At 57.3% G+C, this 19,576-nt stretch carries 16 protein-coding genes; 15 read left to right on the top strand and 1 reads right to left on the bottom strand.

Annotation, left to right across the window (positions count from 1 at the left end; translation table 11 throughout):
• Positions 1 to 9: 9 nt before the first annotated feature.
• From AC0NIE_RS28880 to cysQ, 15 genes are all read left to right on the top strand, one after another.
• Entirely contained in the window at positions 10 to 1,137 is a 1,128-nt protein-coding gene (locus AC0NIE_RS28880; protein WP_473484641.1) for a glycosyltransferase family 2 protein, read from the top strand.
• Entirely contained in the window at positions 1,134 to 1,694 is a 561-nt protein-coding gene (locus AC0NIE_RS28875) for a CatB-related O-acetyltransferase (RefSeq protein ID WP_473613617.1), read from the top strand. Before AC0NIE_RS28880 ends, AC0NIE_RS28875 begins: the two co-directional genes overlap by 4 nt.
• Before the next feature lie 41 nt (positions 1,695 to 1,735).
• On the top strand, positions 1,736 to 2,209 hold the full coding sequence (locus AC0NIE_RS28870; protein ID WP_473484643.1) for a hypothetical protein: 474 nt from the start codon (positions 1,736 to 1,738) through the stop codon (positions 2,207 to 2,209).
• A gap of 96 nt (positions 2,210 to 2,305) precedes the next feature.
• On the top strand, positions 2,306 to 3,301 hold the full coding sequence (locus tag AC0NIE_RS28865; RefSeq protein WP_473484645.1) for an acyltransferase family protein: 996 nt from the start codon (positions 2,306 to 2,308) through the stop codon (positions 3,299 to 3,301).
• A gap of 175 nt (positions 3,302 to 3,476) precedes the next feature.
• Entirely contained in the window at positions 3,477 to 4,007 is a 531-nt protein-coding gene (locus AC0NIE_RS28860; RefSeq protein ID WP_473485127.1) for a glycosyltransferase, read from the top strand.
• Positions 4,004 to 6,244 carry a mannose-1-phosphate guanylyltransferase/mannose-6-phosphate isomerase gene (locus AC0NIE_RS28855; RefSeq protein ID WP_473484648.1) on the top strand — a complete coding sequence of 747 codons (2,241 nt, stop codon included), beginning with the start codon at positions 4,004 to 4,006 and terminating at the stop codon, positions 6,242 to 6,244. The genes AC0NIE_RS28860 and AC0NIE_RS28855 overlap by 4 nt, the downstream gene beginning before the upstream one ends.
• Positions 6,245 to 6,676: 432 nt before the next feature.
• A complete protein-coding gene (locus AC0NIE_RS28850) occupies positions 6,677 to 7,327 on the top strand; it encodes a hypothetical protein (RefSeq protein WP_473484650.1) in 651 nt (216 codons plus the stop codon).
• 389 nt (positions 7,328 to 7,716) lie between these two features.
• Positions 7,717 to 8,526 carry a tyrosine-protein phosphatase gene (locus AC0NIE_RS28845; RefSeq protein WP_473484652.1) on the top strand — a complete coding sequence of 270 codons (810 nt, stop codon included), beginning with the start codon at positions 7,717 to 7,719 and terminating at the stop codon, positions 8,524 to 8,526.
• Entirely contained in the window at positions 8,526 to 9,314 is a 789-nt protein-coding gene (locus tag AC0NIE_RS28840; RefSeq protein ID WP_473484655.1) for a polysaccharide biosynthesis/export family protein, read from the top strand. The genes AC0NIE_RS28845 and AC0NIE_RS28840 overlap by 1 nt, the downstream gene beginning before the upstream one ends.
• A gap of 52 nt (positions 9,315 to 9,366) precedes the next feature.
• A complete protein-coding gene (locus AC0NIE_RS28835; protein ID WP_473484658.1) occupies positions 9,367 to 11,745 on the top strand; it encodes a GumC family protein in 2,379 nt (792 codons plus the stop codon).
• Positions 11,633 to 12,895, top strand: coding sequence for a tetratricopeptide repeat protein (locus tag AC0NIE_RS28830; protein WP_473484661.1), 1,263 nt, complete (start codon positions 11,633 to 11,635; stop codon positions 12,893 to 12,895). The genes AC0NIE_RS28835 and AC0NIE_RS28830 overlap by 113 nt, the downstream gene beginning before the upstream one ends.
• A complete protein-coding gene (locus AC0NIE_RS28825; protein ID WP_473484664.1) occupies positions 12,892 to 14,211 on the top strand; it encodes an O-antigen ligase family protein in 1,320 nt (439 codons plus the stop codon). The genes AC0NIE_RS28830 and AC0NIE_RS28825 overlap by 4 nt, the downstream gene beginning before the upstream one ends.
• Before the next feature lie 395 nt (positions 14,212 to 14,606).
• A complete protein-coding gene (cysD, locus tag AC0NIE_RS28820; RefSeq protein WP_123147159.1) occupies positions 14,607 to 15,512 on the top strand; it encodes a sulfate adenylyltransferase subunit CysD in 906 nt (301 codons plus the stop codon).
• A gap of 2 nt (positions 15,513 to 15,514) precedes the next feature.
• Entirely contained in the window at positions 15,515 to 17,452 is a 1,938-nt protein-coding gene (gene cysN / locus AC0NIE_RS28815; RefSeq protein ID WP_473484666.1) for a sulfate adenylyltransferase subunit CysN, read from the top strand.
• Positions 17,453 to 17,462: 10 nt separating this feature from the next.
• A complete protein-coding gene (gene cysQ, locus AC0NIE_RS28810; RefSeq protein WP_473485128.1) occupies positions 17,463 to 18,248 on the top strand; it encodes a 3'(2'),5'-bisphosphate nucleotidase CysQ in 786 nt (261 codons plus the stop codon).
• A 160-nt stretch (positions 18,249 to 18,408) separates the two neighbouring features.
• On the opposite strand, the gene AC0NIE_RS28805 is transcribed toward cysQ, so the two are convergent.
• Positions 18,409 to 19,551, bottom strand: a complete 1,143-nt coding sequence (locus AC0NIE_RS28805; RefSeq protein WP_473484668.1) for a DegT/DnrJ/EryC1/StrS family aminotransferase — start codon at positions 19,549 to 19,551, stop codon at positions 18,409 to 18,411.
• Positions 19,552 to 19,576 lie beyond the last annotated feature (25 nt).

The following is a 19,576-nucleotide window of genomic DNA, read 5'->3' as shown; positions in this document are numbered from 1 at the left end:
AAGGAGGCGATGGCATCGACCGTATTTCTTACCAGAAATATAGATCTTGACTGGCAATTGACCGGTGGCCTGCAGCTATGCAACTTCACCCGGCTATCCAGAATCATCACTACGGTCGGGGATCGTTCAAAAACGTGCATTCGCGACGTTGAAGTAAGCCATAAAATAAGGCTGGGGTCTATTTGGGAGGGAGTTCCGATTTTGGCGCAAGTGTTTACTGCCGAATTCGCTGCGATTGTAATTTTTGCTTACAAACGGGTGGATAGACTACGGGCGTTGATTGAGTCGCTCGAGGCGTGCAGCCAGTTTCGGGCCTCTCCCGTGCGGATATATGTGGACGCTCCCAAAACTATAGAAGATGCCGCAAAGGTAGATGGAGTGATAAGATACCTTTCTGAAGTTAAGCATCCAAGCATAACAGTAATAAAGAGGGAGATTAATTATGGGCTTCGCAAATCGATTTATCTTGGTGTCGGACAGATGTTGGATGAATACGACAGGGTAATTGTTTTGGAGGACGATCTGGTCGCGTCAGAAGACATGCTAACATACTTTAACTGTGCTTTAAAGAAGTATGAGTCTTGCTCTAAGGTGTTTAGTATCTGTGCGCATATACCGCTTGCTAAGGGCGTCTCATCTCATGACCGCTCCCTGGTCTTGCCAAGTACGCACCCGTGGGGTTGGGCAACATGGCGACGTGCATGGCTGAAATTCGATATCGATCTGCCTATTCGCCCGCAGGATATTTCGTCGCGATCATTTCGTATGGCGTTTAATCTTTCAGGGTATCGGGATTATACGGCAATGCTCCGCTTTGCCGCTCAGCGGCGTATCGATAGCTGGTTCTTAGTCTGGAACTACTATGTTTTTATGCAAGGTGGTGTTTCGGTTTTCCCGCCAAGACCCTTGGTTGCGAACTCAGGATTTTTCGAAGGTACTCATTCAAGCCGCTGGAACGTATTGAGATATCTATACAAAAAAATCCCACCTGGGCGATTTGACTTCGATTTACCGTCTGATATTCGCGTGGATTATTGGGCAATTGATTGCTTATCGCGCTCGCGCGAAGCTTGGCTGAGCCTGATAACGACGAAGGCCGGAATGCTCAAACGCATAATTCGAGATCGGAGACTATGAATATACTGCTCCGTCGAATTGTTCGGCGACTATACCGCGTACTTGCTTTGAGGCGGAACGTCGAGGTTGGGCCAGGTTTTGCCGTTGGAAGAGGGAGCTATATAACTTCACCAAGGCGGCTCGTCATCGGACAGAACGTTAGCATTGGTTCGTATTGCTGGATCGCATGCGATGGTAAAATTGGGGATGGTGTACTAATCTCGAGCTTTGTTGGGATTGTGGGTCGTAAAGATCATGATATGCGACACCTTGGCAGTTTCATAGTTGATGCGCCGTGGGTGCATGCGAACGGCGGTAAGCTAGCGCGGGCCGAGGATGCGATTCAGGTGGAAGATGACGTTTGGATTGGCTTTGGCGCAACCTTGCTATCAGGCATTCGAATAGGAAGAGGGGCGGTCATCGGTGCCGCTTCGGTGGTTACAAAGGATGTGCCTTCTTACGCAATAGTTGTGGGAAACCCCGCGACCAAAGTGGGATCCAGATTTACGGAGGAGGAGGTCGTCAGACACGAAGCCTTGCTTGTTGCGAAGAGACGCGAAACGCCAGGCCGGTGGTAGGATCAACGCCCAGTTACGGCGGGGAATAGGGAAGTGGGGACTTGTCGGTCAGGACGGTTGTGATACTTGCCTTTCTAGCGCTGGCATTTGCCGTCGGCTTTCTTGTGATCGTCATCACCAAGGGAACAAATGTTCACGCGCCGGCCCCGAACCCGGTTGCGGCCCTCAGCCCGTTTGACGGCAAACTTGCCGTCCGGTCGATTGACGATTTGCGGGTCGCCAATCGCAAGATCGTGCTATGCGGTGTCGCATTTTCGAAACCCCAATTCATGCGCGCCATGGTCATCGAGGCCATGCGCCGAAATTATCAAGGGCTCGCCCTGACGTGCAAGCCCCTCGGCACGGGGACGCCTTGCGACGGCAAAATCGGGCCAAGACTTGGAGACGCCGTCGTTGTGCAGTGCCTCACATCCGATGGCACGGATCTGGCTGCGAAGCTCGCCGAGGATGGCATCCTATGCGGGCAGCCCGCTCAGGCAGGCTCGACCTACAAGACTTGTGCTCCAAGCTCTTAGGTTGACTTCTCCGCCAATAAAGAACTATCGGAACCCCCACGCCCGTGACTTCAACGATATCAGCTAAAGACAGTTCGAAGCCTTTTCGGGGGATGAATGCGGAACCGGACAATTGATGCGCTTCGAGGCATCGCGGCCCTCACGGTGTGCGTGTTCCATATCGTCGTCGCCGCTGGCGTCACCGACGGGAACGACGGGTGGGGTTACGGCCGCTTAGGCGTCCCACTCTTTTTCCTAATTTCCGGGTTTATTGTACCGTACTCAATGGACCGCGCCGGCCATGAACTCAACGGCTATTTTCGCTTTCTTGCCAGACGACTGGTTCGGCTCGAACCGCCCTACTTCGTGACCATTGCTTTCATCATTGCCAGCGGTGTGGCGCTCGCTCATTTCCCTCAACTCAACGCAACGCATGAGCCCTACACAGTCACGAACGTTCTCGTGCATATCGGCTATGTGAACGCCTTCGTCGGTCAGTCGTGGCTCTGTTCGGTGTTCTGGACGCTCGCAATCGAGTTCCAATACTACCTTGTGATCGGGCTGCTCTTTCCGCTCCTGATCAGCAGTCGGAGCACAGGGCTCGCCATGCTTTGCGGGTTCGCTACCCTATCCGTAATCGGTGCAGACTACTCCCAATTCCTGCCGGCGCATCTCAGCGTGTTTGGAGCCGGAATCATCACGTTCCTCCACGCGACGAAGCGGGTCGATCTGAACACGTTCTGCATTGGGTTGCTGGCCCTTTGCGCGGTGATCGGCTGGACGCTGAGCGTCCCAACCGCCGTCGTCTGCCTCTTGGGCGCTGGGGCAATTGCCCTTTCCAAGATTCCCGCTGCGGCTTTCTTCAGCGCGATCGGAACCATCTCCTATTCCCTCTATCTGACCCACATCCCGGTCGGGGTCAGGTTCGTGAAGCTGTCCGATCGGCTGTTCCCCGGTTCTCCATTGCTGGCGATCGCCGTTGGAATGGTGGCGTCCTTCGCTGCCGCTTTTGCCTTGTGGTATTTCGTCGAAAAGCCGGCTCAAAAGGCATCGAGGATGATCGCCTATGGCCGGCGCACGCAAACATCCCTCCACGAAGCTGTCGCCAACTAGTCCTGATAGTAGTTGGGCCGTCGATCAGGATGACACCACAGGTACCTCTGCTGACATCGCGAGATTTCATCCCTGCCCTTAAAACAAAGAAGCCGGTCGTCGTGGCCGGCAACGTCGACGCGCGCCAGGCGCATGGTCTGCCCGTGCGTTTTTTCTTCCTCTCAACCAGTTTTGAATCCATAAGAACCATAGGCTGGTGATAGAGGCGTTGAAACATATAGACCAAATCGGGGCGCTGGGCTCCTTGCCGCCGATAATCCTCACGGGGCGCACCACCGATCCGCGCGACCCGACATTGTTCAAGCGCCTGATGGAGCTTGCGGAAACGCACCGGCTCGGAAGCCATTTTCGACATCTCGGATTGATTCCCTATGACGATGTCGTCGCCCTGATCGGTGCCGCGGACTATCTCCTGAACCCTTCGCACTTCGAGGGGTGGTCAACCACGGTCGAGGAAGCGAAGTCGCTGGGCACGCCGATGCTGCTGTCCGACATTCCACTGCATCGCGAGCAGGCGCCGGAATCGCTCTTCTTCGCACCCGATAGTGCGGAAGCGCTGGCGCAGCGTCTGTTCGAAGCCGGGCAGCGCCCACGCTTGGCCCGCGACAGTGTCGCCGTGCTGCAAAGTCGGCAACAGATGCGCCGCCGGGACTACGCGGCAGCGCTCCTTGCTTTGTTCGAAAATGTCAGAGGTGTCACCCAATGACCGAGCGGATCGTCAGTTTTGTCATGAGCGGCGGCGTTGGCTCACGGCTGTGGCCGCTGTCGCGCGAGGACAATCCCAAGCAGTTTCATGATTTTTCGGGCGATGGTTCGATGCTGGTCAAGACGCTGCGCCGGCTGACGGCGCGGCCGAAGGGCGAAACGCCGGTCTTCCTGATCGCCTCGGAGCGGCACGCCGACCGCGTCCATGCCGACCTCGCCGGCCTCGACCTTTCCGGCGGCGGCCCGTTGTTCGAGCCGACCGGCCGCAACACCGCCGCCGCCGTCGCCTTGGCGACGCTGCGCACCTTGTCCGAATTTGGCGACAGCCTGGTGCTGGTGGTGCCGTCCGATCATGAGATCACGACCTCACGGCAATTCTGGCAGAGCGTGGAAAACGGCACCGGCGCGGCGCGCGCCGGCCGCCTGGTGGTGTTCGGCATCAAGCCTGGCCAGCCGGAGACCGGCTACGGCTATATCGAGGTCGCCGACGAGAAGGATGGCATCTACGATGTCTCGCGTTTCGTCGAGAAACCAGACCTCGCAACTGCGCAGAGCTATTTGGCGGCCGGCAATTTCTACTGGAACACCGGCATCTTCCTGTTTCGCGCCAGCGCCATGCGCGACGCCTTCACGGCTTTCGAGCCCGAGATCTGGAAGGCCACCGAACTTGCCTATCAGGCGGCGACGTCAGATCTTTCCGGTCTCTACATGCCTCTGGAACTCTACGCCGCCATTCCGTCGACGTCGATCGACTATGCGATCATGGAGCGCGCCAGCGACATCGCCATGGTGCCGGCCGGCTTCCGTTGGAACGATCTCGGTTCATGGCAATCACTGCTAGATGTCGGTCCGTCCGACAATGACGGCAACGTCATTGTCGGCGATGTCGTCGCCATCGACTGCGAGAACTCCTACATCCGTAGCGACAGTCGCTTGCTCTCTGCCATCGGCTTGAGGGACGTTGCCATCGTCTCGACCGCCGATGCCACCTTCGTCGCCCCGGTCAGCCGCAGCCAGAACGTCAAGAAGATCGTCGAGCAGCTCGAAAAGAGCGGCCGGCTGGAAACCAGGTTCACGCCCGCCGACGACCGTGTGATCGAAAGCGGCGCCTGGCGGCGCCGTGTTCATCACTGGCTGTTCGAAGAGACGGTGCCGCTGTGGTCCACGGTCGGGGTCGATGAGCGCCATGGCGGCTTCCACGAGGCGCTCGGTTTTGACGCCACACCGCTGAAGAAGCCCAAGCGCATGCGCACCATGGCCAGGCAAGTCTACGCCTTCGCTGTCGCCAAGGCGCGCGGCTGGGACGGGCCTGCCGACCGGTTGATCAGCCACGGCCTCGAATTCATGGCCAGGAACGGCCGCACCGACAATGGCGGCTGGGTGCGCACGCTCAATGTCGACGGCACGGTCGCCGACCCCACCGAGGATGCCTACGATCATTCCTGCGTGCTCCTGGCGCTGGCGCATGCTCATATGGTCGGCAATCCTGATGCATTACGGCTTGCCGAAGAAACGTTTTCGTTTCTCGACGCGCATCTCGAGGATCACCGCATGACCGGCTTTCTCGAAACGTCGAGCGGCGCGGGCGAACGCCGTTCTAACCCGCACATGCATCTGCTCGAGGCTTTTCTGGCCTGGCATCAAGCGACGGGCGAGCTCGCCTATCTTCGCCGCGCTGCGCGCATCGTCGATCTGTTTCGCAGCCATTTCTTCGATCCGGAAAGCTGGACGCTGGGCGAATATTTCGATGCCGAGTGGAGGCCGGCGGAGGGCGAGAAAGGTACATGGACAGAACCCGGCCACCATTTCGAATGGGCCTCGCTGCTGGTCGACTTCACCGGGCGCAGCGGCCAAAGTGACCTGACCGGCTTTGCCAGAAAGCTCTATGCCTCGGCCATCGCCAATGGCCTCAATCGCGCCACCGGCCTTGCCTATGGCGCCGTCTCGCGGCAAGGCCTGCCGCTCGACCTTGTCTCGCGCAGCTGGCCGCAGGCCGAAGCAATCAAGGCGGCGATTGCACTGGACGGTTCAGGTGGCCCCGACCTCAAGCCTGAGATCGAAGCGCGTGTCGGTCGCCTGTTCCGTTGGCACATCAATCCGGCACCACTCGGCCTGTGGATAGACCGGATCGACGAGCGGGGCCGCTCGCTGGCAACCGATGTGCCGGCAAGTATCTTCTACCATCTGGTCTGTGCTCTGACCCAATATCTCGACAGCACCGTCGGCGAGCCTCGGTAGGAGCGCCGAGCGTCCGTTTGGACACGCAAAGACGCTCTAACTTTTTGACTCTGCGCATGACCCTTTCTGGAAAACCGATTCCGATTTCCGGGCGGTAGGGCGGTAAGGCGGAATAGAAAATCGCTTGATTGAAATAGGCCGCTTGTGCGGACAGCCCGCGCAGGCGGGTTCGACCTACAAATCTTGCTTATCGGGTTCGTAGCTCACGGCTTCGCCAACGGCCCTCGCGTCCGTCATTCCCTCGAATCGCGTGTCATAAAACGAAAGGCAGGATGAGCGATAACGTCAAACAGAGCCGACCATAATCCCTGTACGAAGCACGGCGCGATGGCGGCCATCAAAGCCCACGAAATAGACTTGACTTTCCGACAATTTCCAGAGGGGCCGGCAGCGAAAATGCTAAATCCAAAATCTGCCAGTTGAGTGTGTCCAATGAAACACAGCGGAAGCCTAAAAGTCATCTCGCAAATGCGAAGCAGGTTGGAATCAAAGCAAAAAGCTGTTACGCGCTTGGTCAATACCTTGGTGCCTGGGCGGGGCCGAGGTGCGGCGGGGCAAAAAGGATCGAAACGAATGAACGTTATAGTTAAAAGTGCGTTAGCCGGATTTGTCGCCTCGATCGGTTTCGGCCCGGTTTCATCTTTCGCTCAGGCCACGTCATGCACCTGTACGACCCCTTACCAGGGAGCGGCGAATTCGATCGGTTCCATCGGGCGCGCCAATGGCGACGTAATGGTTTCGCAAGCCGCCGGCTATGGCCCGGCCAAGGCGGGAAATGCTCTGGATTTCGGCAGCCGCGTAGTGGTCGGTGCCAGGGGATCGGCTTCCGTCAATGTCGGTGGCTGCAACCTGGATGTGCCGGCGAATTCAAGCCTCGACATTTCGCGTGTCGAGAACAATATCTGCCTGAAGGTCGTGGGCTCCGAGCAGACGGCCGCCGCCGTTAGCTCTGAGCATACGGGGCAGATTGCCCCGGGCGCGGCCGCCAATTCCCGCCTTCCGCTCTTTATTTTTGGGGGCGTGGCCGGCACGGCTGGTGTTCTTTCTGCAACACAGGATGACGGCGACGCTGTCAGCCGTTAGGCGTAGTTAAGAATACGGCAGAGGCCATGTGACTGCCTCTGCCGTATTGTATTGCCGGCGCCTCTGTGCCTTGGCCTTGGCGCGCAGGCTGGAGTCGGGATATTGATGGAATTCGTCAACCATACCGCTCTATTATTTGAGTTGAAGCTGAATGCGCTTCGTCTTGGACGATTCGTCTCGTCCGACTTCGACCAGGTGGCACTGTGACAGGTGGCGCGGCAACGCTGATCATTAGCTTGCAAGATGACGATAGCGCTGTCAGCGAATAGCTTGAGTTCTACCGCACTGCATGGACTTGATGGATGCGTCATTCGCTATCGTGCGGATGGCGCATTTACCTGTTATCCGGGAGAAGTTGCTACGTTGCTTCAATGTGGCCACAAACGCCAATGATCGACCTGCATTCCCACATCTTGCCCGGTCTTGATGATGGCTCGCCCAGTCTTGCGGAATCGCTGGAAATGGCGCGGCTGGCAGTGGCCGATGGAACGACCCACATGGCGTGTACGCCGCATATCGTGCCAGGCATGTACGAAAACGGATCAGCAAATATTGGTCAAGCGGTTCAAGAGTTGGAACAAGCGCTACGTCGCGCCGCAATACCGCTTGTTCTTTACGTTGGCGCCGACGTGCATATAGCGCCGGATCTGCCGGAGCAATTGGCGCTAGGTAGCGTGCCGACCTTGAACAGATCTCGCTATTTTCTATTCGAACCGCCGCATCACGTTCTGCCGCCAAGACTGGAAGATCTTGCTCTGCGCCTCATAAACGCCGGGTTCATTCCGATTCTTACCCATCCTGAGCGGCTGACCTGGATCAAGACGAATTACGATGTTGTCGAGAGGTTGAATGCAATCGGCTGTCTTATTCAGCTTACGGCAGACTCGATTGTTGGTGCTTTTGGACGCACCGCGCTTTACTATTCGGAAAAGCTGATTGACGAAGGTAGGGTAGATATTATCGCATCGGACACCCATGGCACCACCCGCCGGCGTCCTGGGCTTTCGCAGGCAGTCGCCGCTGCCGCGAAGCGATGTGGGGAAGATGAGGCCCGCAACATGGTGTTGAAACGTCCAAGCGAAATATTGGCGAATCGGACTCTCGAGCCGGTCGGTAAGGCAGGCTCGAAGAAGGCAAGCCCCGGCAACGTCGGTCGCTTCGCAGGATTGGGTCGCTTGTTGAAGGGTGGGACCGCGTAATGGGCGTTTTTCATTTCGCAAAAAGCTATACTGGCACGATATGTGTCTTGCTCGCTTCGCTCACGATGTCCGCCTGCACGAGCACCCCGTCAACAACATCCTCTTCGCCGACTTCGGTCGATGCGCTGCAACTGACGTCATCGTCGGCGCCGCTCTCGGGCGGCGGTGCCCTGCATGTCGTAAAGGAACTGCCTGCGCTGCAAAACAGCCAGAACGGCAACGAGCAGCCTTTGTCTCCGAACGATGTGCTCGAGGTGAATGTGTTCCAGGTCGACAATCTGAACAGAACCGTTCAAGTCGACGCCGGCGGGCAAATTTCGCTTCCACTTATCGGGACAGTGACCGCGGCAGGGAAGACCGTCCGTCAGCTGGAGCAGGAAATCGAAACGGCCTACGGCGCAAACTATCTGCAGTCGCCCGATGTATCGGTCTACGTCAAAGAATCGATTGGACAGCGCATTACCGTCGACGGTGAAGTCACCAGAGCCGGTATTTTTCCGGTGTCGAGCAATTCTTCCCTCATCGATGCGATCGCCCTCGCTGGAGGGTTCAATCCCGTTGGCGATGCGGGAAAAGTCTTTGTCTATCGCAATATCGGTCAAAATACTTTGGTCGCAAATTACAATGTGGAGCAGATTCGCGCCGGAAAGAGCCGCAATCCACGCATCTATGGTGGCGACAAGATTGTCGTCTTCGCCTCGAAATCGAAAATTGCTATGAACAACCTCAAGGACGCCCTCGGCGTCGCCTCGAGTGCAGCCCGAATTGCGGTGATCCCGGGAATATAATCATTGCCTGTCAGAATTCAGGATACAGACAAACCTAGGATTGCTACGCACAATGCTCGATCGCAATAGACAGCATCAAATTGCAGGCCCAGGGCATGGCCAGGCCTTGTCTGCCGACCTGTATTATGACGGTGCGCAAAACTATAGCTCGTACGGTCGCGATCACACGGAGCAGGACGAGGGCTTCAATCCACTCAAACTGTTTTTTTACGTTGTCCAGTATCGGTGGCTGATCGTCATGCTGGCGGCTGGCGGGCTTGTCGCTGGCGTCATCGTTACCATGATGCAGACGCCAAAATACCGGGCAACAGCGCAATTGGAAGTGCTGGTTCCTTCGGCCAAGATCTTCCAGGACATTGAGGTGGTCTCTGAAACCAGCGACATGCGGGCCTTTCAAACCGCCCGGGAAAAGCTGAAAAGCCGGGCTTTGGCGCAGCGCGTAGTGTTCCAACTAGGGCTTAGCGAAAAGCCGGATTTCCTGTTTCCGACCCCGAATTTCTCGCCTAGCAATATTTTCTATCGTGCGTTCGGAATTTCCAAATCGCCCTCAATAGAGGAGAAGACCCCAGAGGAACGTGAGGAAATTGCGATCAAGCGCGTCTTAGATGATCTCAAGGTCACTCTGGTTACCAACACAAGCCTGCTGTCGATTACGTTTGCCGACCAGAAACCGAAATATGCAACTGATATAGCCAATCAAGTCGCGCAAAGTTTTATCGATCAGCGCCTCGATCAGACCAGCGAAACCTCGGACCTTGCACGGCAATTCATCCAGGAACAGGTTTTGCAGGTAAAGCAAAAGCTTCAGAAGTCAGAGGAGGAACTCGTCGCCTATGCAAAGGATGTAGGCATCACGATAACCGGCGACGAGAAATCGCTGATAGGGTCGAACATCGAGGCCTTGAACACGGCGCTCGCGACAGCAATCCAGGAACGTCTCGATGCCGGACGAATGGTGGACCAGATAGACAAAGGTCGCGGGTCGAGCCTCGGCCCGGTCTTGGAGAGCGAAGGTCTGCAGAAGATCACCGACAAACTGTCGGATTTAACCAGCCAGTATCAGCAGAAGTTGGGCATATTGAAGCCTGGCTTCCCAGAGATGCAGCAGCTTCAGGCGCAGATCAAGGAGCTGCAGCGGCTTTATAACAATGGCGTTTTGACTATAACTGATTCGCTGAGGCAGAAATACCAGGAGGCTCAGAACAAGGAGGCCGACCTTAAGTCAAAGCTTGCCGAGATGGAGATGCAGCAGGTTATCTTCAACGATAAAAACATCAAATACACGATCTTGAAACGAGAAGTCGATTCGAATCGGTCCCAGTATGACAATCTTATTGCCAAACTGAACGAAGTTGGCGTCAGCTCCGAGCTCAAGACACAAAGTGCCGCGATCGTCGATTTTGCAACACTGCCCAATGCCCCTTATTCTCCACGCTTGACCATCAATCTTGCGATCGCTCTGGTTCTTTTCATGGCTCTGAGCGCGTCAATTATCTATATCATCGAGTTGTTGAACAACACCTTCACCAATCCTGAGCAGGTCGAAAAGGAATTGGGATTGGCTATGCTCGGCATCTTGCCGCTTGTCGATGACCGGGAACTCATAGCCAGCATCGCCGATCAGAAATCAGGACTGTCCGAAGCCTACCGTTCGCTTCGAACGTCATTGCAGTTCTCCGGCGCCGAAGGTGCGCCGCGATCACTGCTGGTCACGAGTTCGGAACCCTCGGAAGGCAAGTCGACCACGTCGTTCAAGCTCGGGCAGGATTTTGCCGCGCTCGGTGCGAGGGTTCTCATTGTCGACGGCGATCTGCGAAAGCCCAATCTTCATCGGCTTTTTGGTCTCGACAACACAATCGGACTGAGCAATCTCCTGACGAACACCGTTCGCAAGGAAGATCTTGCAAGCATCTTCAGGGCGACGAAATACCCAAATGTAACTGTTCTGACCTCCGGAACGATCCCACCGAACCCCGCGGACCTGCTCTCTTCGCCGAAGATGGCGCTGATCATAACCAATCTCGGCAAGCGCTTCGATCTTGTCATAATCGATGCCCCGCCGATCGTTGGTCTTTCAGATGCCCCCATTCTCAGCCGGCTTGCCGAGGGCACATTGATGGTCATCTCTACCAATCAGGTGACACGCAAGTCGGCGAAGACGGCGTTGAAGCGCCTGCGAGCTGCCGGCGCGAATGTGGTCGGAGCTGCGATGTCGAAGTTTGCAGTGAACAAGTTCGATTACAACTATGCCTACAAATACATGAACTATCAGTATTACGACTACGGCACGAGTACCGCAAAAATTGAGGGCAAAGTCGATGATGGAGCAGACCAGCCCGCTTATGCAAAATCTCCGGCGTTCAAGCGTTTGGTTCGTCGCATCCGTTCTAGCGTTGGCGGCTTCGTCGATCGGGCTAAGTCGATTTCTTGAAACCGAAACGCCAACCGTTTCCCTCGCGCTGGACCCGTTGAACGTCAATGCCTTGATAGGCGAGATTACCGACGACCTGAACGATACGAGCAACGCTCCCGATCTCGACGCATTGCTTGCCAAGGCCGAAAGCGCGCTTCGCTTTGACCTTGCGGACGCACGTCTCTACAGCCTGATCGGCGAGATCAAGTTCCGACAGGGTGCAAAAAACCAGGCCTACGAATTTTTCGATCAAGCTCGAAAATTATCCAAGACTGAAATCCACGCGCTCCAGAGGTCGATAGGCCGCTCGATCGAAACAGGCGATCTTTCAAAGGCCGTCGGCGAGATCGACATTTTGCTGCGGCGATGGCCAGATCAATTTCCTGAAATCGCCGAGGGGCTGCCGACAATCCTCTCGAACCCCGATGGATACCAGGCTGTGCTGGCAGCCATCAGGGCCGCGGCGCCCTGGAGAGCCAATCTGTTGGCTTCGCTGGGCAGAACCCCCGCCGGGCTCGATTTCGCAAATCGGTTGCTACTCGATTTGACCGCATCAAGTGCACCACCAAACTCGAGCGAAGTGTCCGCTGTGATCAAAGGGTACATTGGTCAAAAGGAATATGAACGGGCGTATCGGTTGTTCCTTTTCAGTCTGTCAGATCAGGAACGGACGTTGGGCGGGTATATTTTCAACAGTACCTTTGAACCGGCGGTGCGGAGCGGCAAGCCTTTCGATTGGCAAATCCATGATCAGTCGGGCCTGGAAATTGCGTTTTCAACATCGAACGATTCCGTCGAAGGCGAGGGTGGGGCGACTGTCCGGTTCTTGAATACCCCGGTCAAGCATGCAGCTCTTTCGCAGTATATCGAACTGCCTCCTGGTTCGTACAAGATTTCCTTGCTTGCTTCTGCAAGAAACCTGAAGCTTCCGAAGGGATTATTTTGGTCGATCAGGTGTGTGGGGCTGGCCAGCGAAATAGCGCGGTTCAATATTCCGGAGGGTACATACAATCGTCAGGCGCTCAGTCTGGAGTTTTCGGTTGGACCGACTGGGTGCCCCATGCAACTATTGAAGCTGGAAACTGCCGCCATTGCCGAGAGTTGGCGCTTTCGATATGTCGGCACGTTGGTAATGCACAAATTGAGCATCGAGAGACTTTCATCTTGAGCGACCGGCCATCGGAATGGGATAAATATCTCCTCGGATCGGTCCTGTTTATATCGCTGCTGATCGGCGGTGGCACTGCAAGCGGCCTTTACACGGACACGCTGATTGAGGTCGCGGCAGTTGTCTCGGCAGCGGCGGTCTTTTCACAGACCTCTAGCCAAAGAATCCCCCGTTCTGTTCTGTGGCTGCTTGTGTTCGCTGTGGCGCTGGTGATTTTGCAAATTGTTCCGCTGCCTGCGGCGATATTCAGCGGATTGCGACCGGAGCCGTTGCTCGCAGATTCCGGGCTTGTTGGAGAAACCCGATTTCGGTTCGTCAGTGTCGGCGTTGGACGGACGATCGAATGTCTGTTGTATCTGGTGGCGTTGGCGGCGTTTTTTTTGAGCGTATTGCGTTTGCGCGTCGAGCAGGTCCAAGCACTTCTGCCGTTCTTTTTTTTGGGTGTTATCTGCAACGGCTTGGCAGGCGCGATTCAATATTCGCTCTCAGATGACATCGCCATAAAGGGATTGTTGCCTTTCACGATCAATGCTGGGCTTTTTGCCAACCAGAATCATTTTGCGGCATTACTTTTTGTTTCTATCCCCTTCGTCGCTTATTACGGTCTGTTCCGGGGACATCTCTTGTCCGGATCGCTCGGGCTGGTCACGCTTTTGCTGCTCCTTTTGGCCACCGGTTCGCGTGCCGGCGTTCTGATCGGATTGGCGATCACCGTACTGTCCATAGTCTTTCTTTCAGCGCGTTCCAGGGTGAGTCGGGTCAGCATCCTTGCCGTTTTCGTAGGTCTTTCGGTCTATACGATAGGCGCTTGGGCGAAGATCGATGCCGACGCGATTGATCCAGCTTTCGGGCGAGGAGAGTTTGCTCGCACCACCATTGAGGGGATCAAAGAGAATTGGGCAACCGGCGTTGGGTTTGGAAATTTTCAAAAGGCCTACCAGATATACGAAAAGGAAGAGATGATTTTTAAGCAATATGTAAATCATGCTCACAATGAGTATCTTGAAATAGCTTTCGAAGGCGGAGCTCTTGCTGTTCTGTGGATGGCGCTTTATTTCATAATGCTTTTTATGGCGCTTACTAAAGTTCGCCGCGATCCCCTTCAAAAGGCGGCGTTTCTCTCGGTGTCTTTTCTCCTCATCCATTCACTCGTCGATTATCCATTGCGGACCGAGGCGCTTGCAATGACGTTCGCCTTTATGAACGCCATTATCTTCCACAAAGGATTTGCAGGCCGTTCGGCCCAGAAGAACGAATTGATCGAGATCGACCACAACGGTGACAAGTTGTTTGTTCCGATCGGAGCTTCGTCGTAGCGCCTCTCGGCGACGGCTCCGCTCTTCCATCAGCTGCAGGGGGTAGCGTCCTGACCCGGGATATGTCGCGGAAACCAGGAAGATCATCAGGACTGTGTCCAGAAGAGGATTGCGATTGTCCCAGCGCCGCACAGGCTGATCTCGGAATAATTTTCTTGGGCAAGCCCATTAGCCCGTTGAGCAGGAATTTCCGGTTTCTGGTTCTTACGTGGAAAATTCATTCCCGAACCACTCCAGGGCAGGCCTGTCTTGCATTGTTATAAACGATAGCGATCTGCTAGAAGGCCCGCACGAAGACACATTGTCCAGAAGTGAAGCTTGAACCGGGCCGCTGAAAATTGCGCCTGATGCATCGATGCAAGGTCTGGATTGGCACGAGAGAACGCTTACAGTCCATGAACATCGCGCTTACGCACCTTCAGCGGCTTGAGGCTGAATCCATCCATGTCTTTCGCGAGGTAGCGGCGGCCTTCGCCAAGCCGGTTATGCTCTATTCGGTCGGCAAGGATTCCTCCGTGCTGATGCATCTTGCGATGAAGGCGTTTTATCCGGCCAAGCCGCCCTTTCCCTTTCTCCACGTCGACACGACCTGGAAATTCCGCGAAATGATCGCGTTTCGCGATCAGATGGCGCAAAAGCTCGGCTTCGATCTCCTGGTGCATGTCAACGAAGACGGCGTACGCGACAACATCAATCCCTTCGACCATGGCTCGAACACCCATACGCATGTGATGAAGACCGTGGCGCTGCGGCAGGCGCTCGACAAATACGGCTTCGATGCAGCCTTCGGCGGGGCGCGGCGCGACGAGGAGAAATCGCGCGCCAAGGAGCGGATATTCTCCTTCCGCAACGCCCAGCACGTCTGGGATCCGAAGAACCAGCGGCCGGAGATGTGGAAGATATTCAACACCCGCATCGCGACCGGTGAGTCGATCCGGGTGTTTCCGTTATCGAACTGGACCGAACTCGATATCTGGCAGTACATTCTCCAGGAAGACATCCCGATCGTGCCGCTCTATTTCGCCAAGGAGCGACCGGTCGTCGAACGCGACGGCATGCTCATTCTGAAGGATGACGACCGTATGGAACTGCGTCCCGGCGAGACGGTGGAGAACCGGCTGGTGCGGTTTCGCACGCTCGGCTGCTATCCGCTGACCGGCGCGATCGAATCCGACGCCGATACGCTGGAGGCCATTGTCGGCGAAATGCTGACGGCGCGCACCTCCGAACGGCAGGGCCGCCTGATCGACCGTGATGAAGCCGGCTCGATGGAAAAGAAGAAGCGCGAGGGGTATTTCTGAGCATGCGCCACATCACGGCCGAGAGCCTCGCGCCCACCGATGGCATTCGTGACTATCTGGCGGTGCAGGAACAAAAGTCGCTACTGCGCTTCCTGACCTGCGGTTCGGTGGACGACGGCAAGTCGACGCTGATCGGGCGCCTGCTTTCGGATACCAAGCAGATTTTCGAGGACCAGCTTGCCGCGCTCGAGCGTGATTCGCGCAAGCACGGGACGACGGGCGACGATGTCGATTTCGCGCTGCTGGTCGATGGCCTCGAGGCCGAGCGCGAGCAGGGCATCACCATCGATGTCGCCTATCGCTTCTTCGCCACGTCGAAACGCAAATTCATCGTTGCCGACACGCCCGGCCACGAACAATACACGCGCAACATGGCGACGGGCGCATCGACCGCCGATCTTGCCATCGTGCTGATCGACGCCCGGCAGGGCGTGCTGCGCCAGACCAGGCGCCATTCGATCATCGCCTCGCTGCTGGGCATCCGGCACATCGTCCTGGCCGTCAACAAGTTCGATCTCGTCGGCTTCGACAAGGCCGTGTTCGAACGGATCATCGAGGATTTCAGGCAGTTTTCGCACAAGCTCGGCTTCGAGACGATTGTGCCCATCCCGATGTCTGCCCGTTACGGCGACAACGTCACCAGCCGCTCGGACGAGACGACGTGGTATTCCGGCCCGACGCTGATCGAGCATCTGGAAGCCGTGTCGGTCGATGAAGCCGTTGTCGAACTGCCGTTGCGTTTTCCGGTGCAGTATGTGAACCGCCCCAATCTCGATTTTCGCGGTTTTGCCGGCACGATTGCGTCCGGCTCCGTCTCACCAGGCGACGAGGTCGTTGTCGCCAAATCCGGCAAGTCTTCTCATGTCAGGCGCATCGTCTCGCATGGCGGCGATCTGAGCCAAGCGGTGGCCGGCCAGGCCATCACTCTTGTTCTCGACGACGAGGTTGAGGTCTCGCGCGGCAATATGCTGGTGTCGCCGTCGGCGCGGCCGCAGGTCGCCGATCAGTTCGCCGCCAACATCGTCTGGTTCGACGAGCACGCGCTGCTGCCGGGCCGCTCCTATATCCTGCGGACCGAGACCGATCAGACCAGCGCCACCGTCACCGAGCTGAAATACCGCGTCAACGTCAACGACTTTGCTCATGAGGCGGCCAAGTCGCTCGAAATGAACGAGGTCGGCATTTGCAATATCTCGACGCGGGCGCCGATCGCCTTCGATACGTTCGCCGAGAACCGCACGACCGGCGCCTTCATCCTGATCGACCGCATCACCAACGCCACGGTCGGCGCCGGCATGATCCTGCATTCGCTGCGCCGCGCCGAAAACATCCACTGGCAATCGCTCGATGTCGGCAAGCACGGCCGCGCCGATCTGAAGAACCAGCGACCTGCCGTGTTCTGGTTCACCGGGCTCTCGGGCTCGGGCAAGTCGACCATCGCCAACCTTTTCGAGAAGAAGCTGTTCGCCACCGGCCGGCATACCTACATCCTGGATGGCGATAATGTCCGCCATGGCCTCAACCGCGATCTTGGCTTCACCGACGCCGACCGTGTCGAAAACATTCGTCGCGTTGCGGAAGTGGCGCGCCTGATGGCCGATGCCGGGCTGATCGTCATTGTTTCCTTCATTTCGCCCTTCAGCGCCGAGCGGCGCATGGCCAGGGAATTGATGACCAATGGTGAGTTCGTCGAGGTGTTTGTCGACACACCTTTTGAGGAATGCGCCAGACGCGATCCGAAGGGCCTTTATGCGCGGGCGTTGAATGGCGAAATCAAAAATTTCACCGGCGTCGATTCACCGTATGAAGTCCCGGAAAAGCCCGAAATCCATCTCAAGACACTCGGCAAGTCTGCCGAGGAGATGGTAGAGGCCCTGGAACTCTGGCTTAACGAGCGCGACATTGCCGAAAACCAATATGATAGCGGCGGCGGCATCTGACGACGAAGCGATGCTCGGCGTGTTCGAGCGCCTTGCCTTGGCGGCGGGGCGAGAGGTGATGCGCGTCTTCGATGCCGGCTGCGCGGTCGACCAGAAATCAGACGCCTCGCCGGTGACCGAGGCCGATCGCGAGAGCGAAAAGATCATTCTCGACGGGCTGCGCGCGGCGTTCCCCGATATCCCTTGCGTGGCTGAGGAAGAGGCATCGGCCGGCATCGTGCCTCCCGATCTCGACGACGCCTTCTTCCTGGTGGATCCACTCGACGGCACCAAGGAATTCGTCAATCGCAGGACCGACTTCACCGTCAACATCGCGCTCGTTCGCCACGGCGTGCCGGAGATCGGTGTCGTCTTCGCGCCATGCACCGGACGCTTCTTTTCCGGCCGACCGGGCAGCGCGGAAGCAATCGATGTCAATGGTGACTACCAGATCATCGGCCGTCGGCCGATCTCGGTGAGGGCGGGTGTGGCGCCACTGACCGTCGTCGCCAGCCGGTCCCACAATACGCCGGAGACCGAAGCCTATATTCGCACGGTGGGCGCTGCCGAGATCGTCTCGGTCGGCTCGTCGCTGAAATTCTGTCTTGTCGCCGGCGCCGAGGCCGACGTCTATCCGCGCTTCGGCCGCACCATGGAATGGGACACCGCGGCGGGTGACGCGGTGCTGCGCGCTGCAGGCGGGATAACGCGCACGCTGGACGGTGAGCCGCTGGCCTACGGCAAGCGCAACCAGAGCGATGACGTGGACTTCGCCAATCCGCATTTCGTCGCCAGCGGGAAGAGCGCGGGCCAGTAATCTCCCCCCTTGAGGGGGAGATGTCGCCGAAGGCGACAGAGGGGGTCGCCTCAGCAGGTGCGACGCATATGGAAACGAAAGAGGGAAAGTCGGCGCTTCACGCGTGGCGACCCCCTCTGGCCTGCCGGCCATCTCCCCCTCAAGGGGGGAGATTACGCGCTTACGCCGCGGCGATTTGCGCCGAATTCGAGCCGATATAGTTGCGGATCGTCTCGATGATCCGGTCCTGGTCGGCCTCGCTCAGATAGGGGTGCATGGGCAGGCATAGGATACGCTTCGGCAGCCCCTCCGAAACGGCCAGGCCTGTCGGCGTGCGCGGATAGTCGCGGTAGGCGATCTGGCTGTGCAGCGGCTTCACGTAATAGATCACTGACGGGATGCCTTTTTCGCCGAGATGTGCCTTCAGCCCGTCGCGCTTCGGCGTCTCGATGGCATATTGCGCCCAGGCCGAACGGCTGCCTTCCGGGTTGCGCGCCGCGTTGACGATGTCGCCGAGGCCTTCGGCATACCGATTGGCGACCGCTTGCCGGGCAACCATCTCGTCTTCGAGAATGGCCAGCTTCTCGATCAGGATCGCCGCCTGCAGCGTATCGAGCCGCGAATTGATGCCGACGCGGACATTGTCATATTGGGTTTCGCCCTTGCCGTGGAAGGCGAACGAGCGGAGCTGTTCGGCCAGCGCATCGTCATTGGTGAACATCGCGCCGCCGTCGCCATAGCAGCCGAGCGGTTTTGCCGGGTAGAAGCTGGTCGAGCCGACCGCGCCGAACGAACCTAACATCTTGCCGTCGATCGAGCCGCCGATCGCCTGCGCGGCATCTTCGATCACCATCAGCCCTTCGCGGTTGGCGATGGCCATGATCGCCTCGTAATCGGCGGCGAGCCCGAACAGGTCGACGGGAATGATCGCCCTTGGCTTCAGCCGGCCTTCCGCCTTGATCATGGCGATGGCGGCTTCGAGACTGGCGATGTCGATGTTGTAGGTCTGCGGATCGACATCGACGAAAACCGGCTCGGCCTTGGCCAGCGCCACCACTTCCGCCGTGGCGGCGAAGGTGAAGCTCGGCACGAACACCGCGTCACCTGGACCGATGCCGGCCGCAAACAGCGGTAGCAGCAGTGCGTCGGTGCCGTTGGCGCAGGCTACGACATGCTTGGTGCCGATATAGGCGGCGAGCTTGTTTTCGAATTCGGCAACCTGGGGGCCGAGAATGTAACGTCCCTCGTCGACGACGCGGTCGATGGCTGCTTTCAGCCTGTCGCGGATTCGTTCGCGCTGCGCGCCAAGATCGATGAACTGCATGTCGGCCTCAAAACGGTATTAGCTA

The sequence above is a fragment of the Mesorhizobium sp. WSM4842 genome, assembly GCF_055901575.1.
This window is presented reverse-complemented; position numbering and strand designations above follow the sequence as displayed.

Bases quoted from the DNA above. Each gene is read 5' to 3' on its own strand.
- cysN (WP_473484666.1), top strand. From the start codon at position 15,515: ATGCGCCACATCACGGCCGAGAGCCTCGCGCCCACCGATGGCATTCGT.
- AC0NIE_RS28840 (WP_473484655.1), top strand. From the start codon at position 8,526: ATGGGCGTTTTTCATTTCGCAAAAAGCTATACTGGCACGATATGTGTC.
- AC0NIE_RS28845 (WP_473484652.1), top strand. From the start codon at position 7,717: ATGATCGACCTGCATTCCCACATCTTGCCCGGTCTTGATGATGGCTCG.
- AC0NIE_RS28855 (WP_473484648.1), top strand. From the start codon at position 4,004: ATGACCGAGCGGATCGTCAGTTTTGTCATGAGCGGCGGCGTTGGCTCA.
- AC0NIE_RS28875 (WP_473613617.1), top strand. From the start codon at position 1,134: ATGAATATACTGCTCCGTCGAATTGTTCGGCGACTATACCGCGTACTT.
- AC0NIE_RS28865 (WP_473484645.1), top strand. From the start codon at position 2,306: ATGCGGAACCGGACAATTGATGCGCTTCGAGGCATCGCGGCCCTCACG.
- cysQ (WP_473485128.1), top strand. From the start codon at position 17,463: ATGCTCGGCGTGTTCGAGCGCCTTGCCTTGGCGGCGGGGCGAGAGGTG.
- AC0NIE_RS28880 (WP_473484641.1), top strand. From the start codon at position 10: ATGGCATCGACCGTATTTCTTACCAGAAATATAGATCTTGACTGGCAA.
- AC0NIE_RS28805 (WP_473484668.1), bottom strand. From the start codon at position 19,551: ATGCAGTTCATCGATCTTGGCGCGCAGCGCGAACGAATCCGCGACAGG.
- AC0NIE_RS28835 (WP_473484658.1), top strand. From the start codon at position 9,367: ATGCTCGATCGCAATAGACAGCATCAAATTGCAGGCCCAGGGCATGGC.
- AC0NIE_RS28850 (WP_473484650.1), top strand. From the start codon at position 6,677: ATGAAACACAGCGGAAGCCTAAAAGTCATCTCGCAAATGCGAAGCAGG.
- cysD (WP_123147159.1), top strand. From the start codon at position 14,607: ATGAACATCGCGCTTACGCACCTTCAGCGGCTTGAGGCTGAATCCATC.
- AC0NIE_RS28830 (WP_473484661.1), top strand. From the start codon at position 11,633: ATGATGGAGCAGACCAGCCCGCTTATGCAAAATCTCCGGCGTTCAAGC.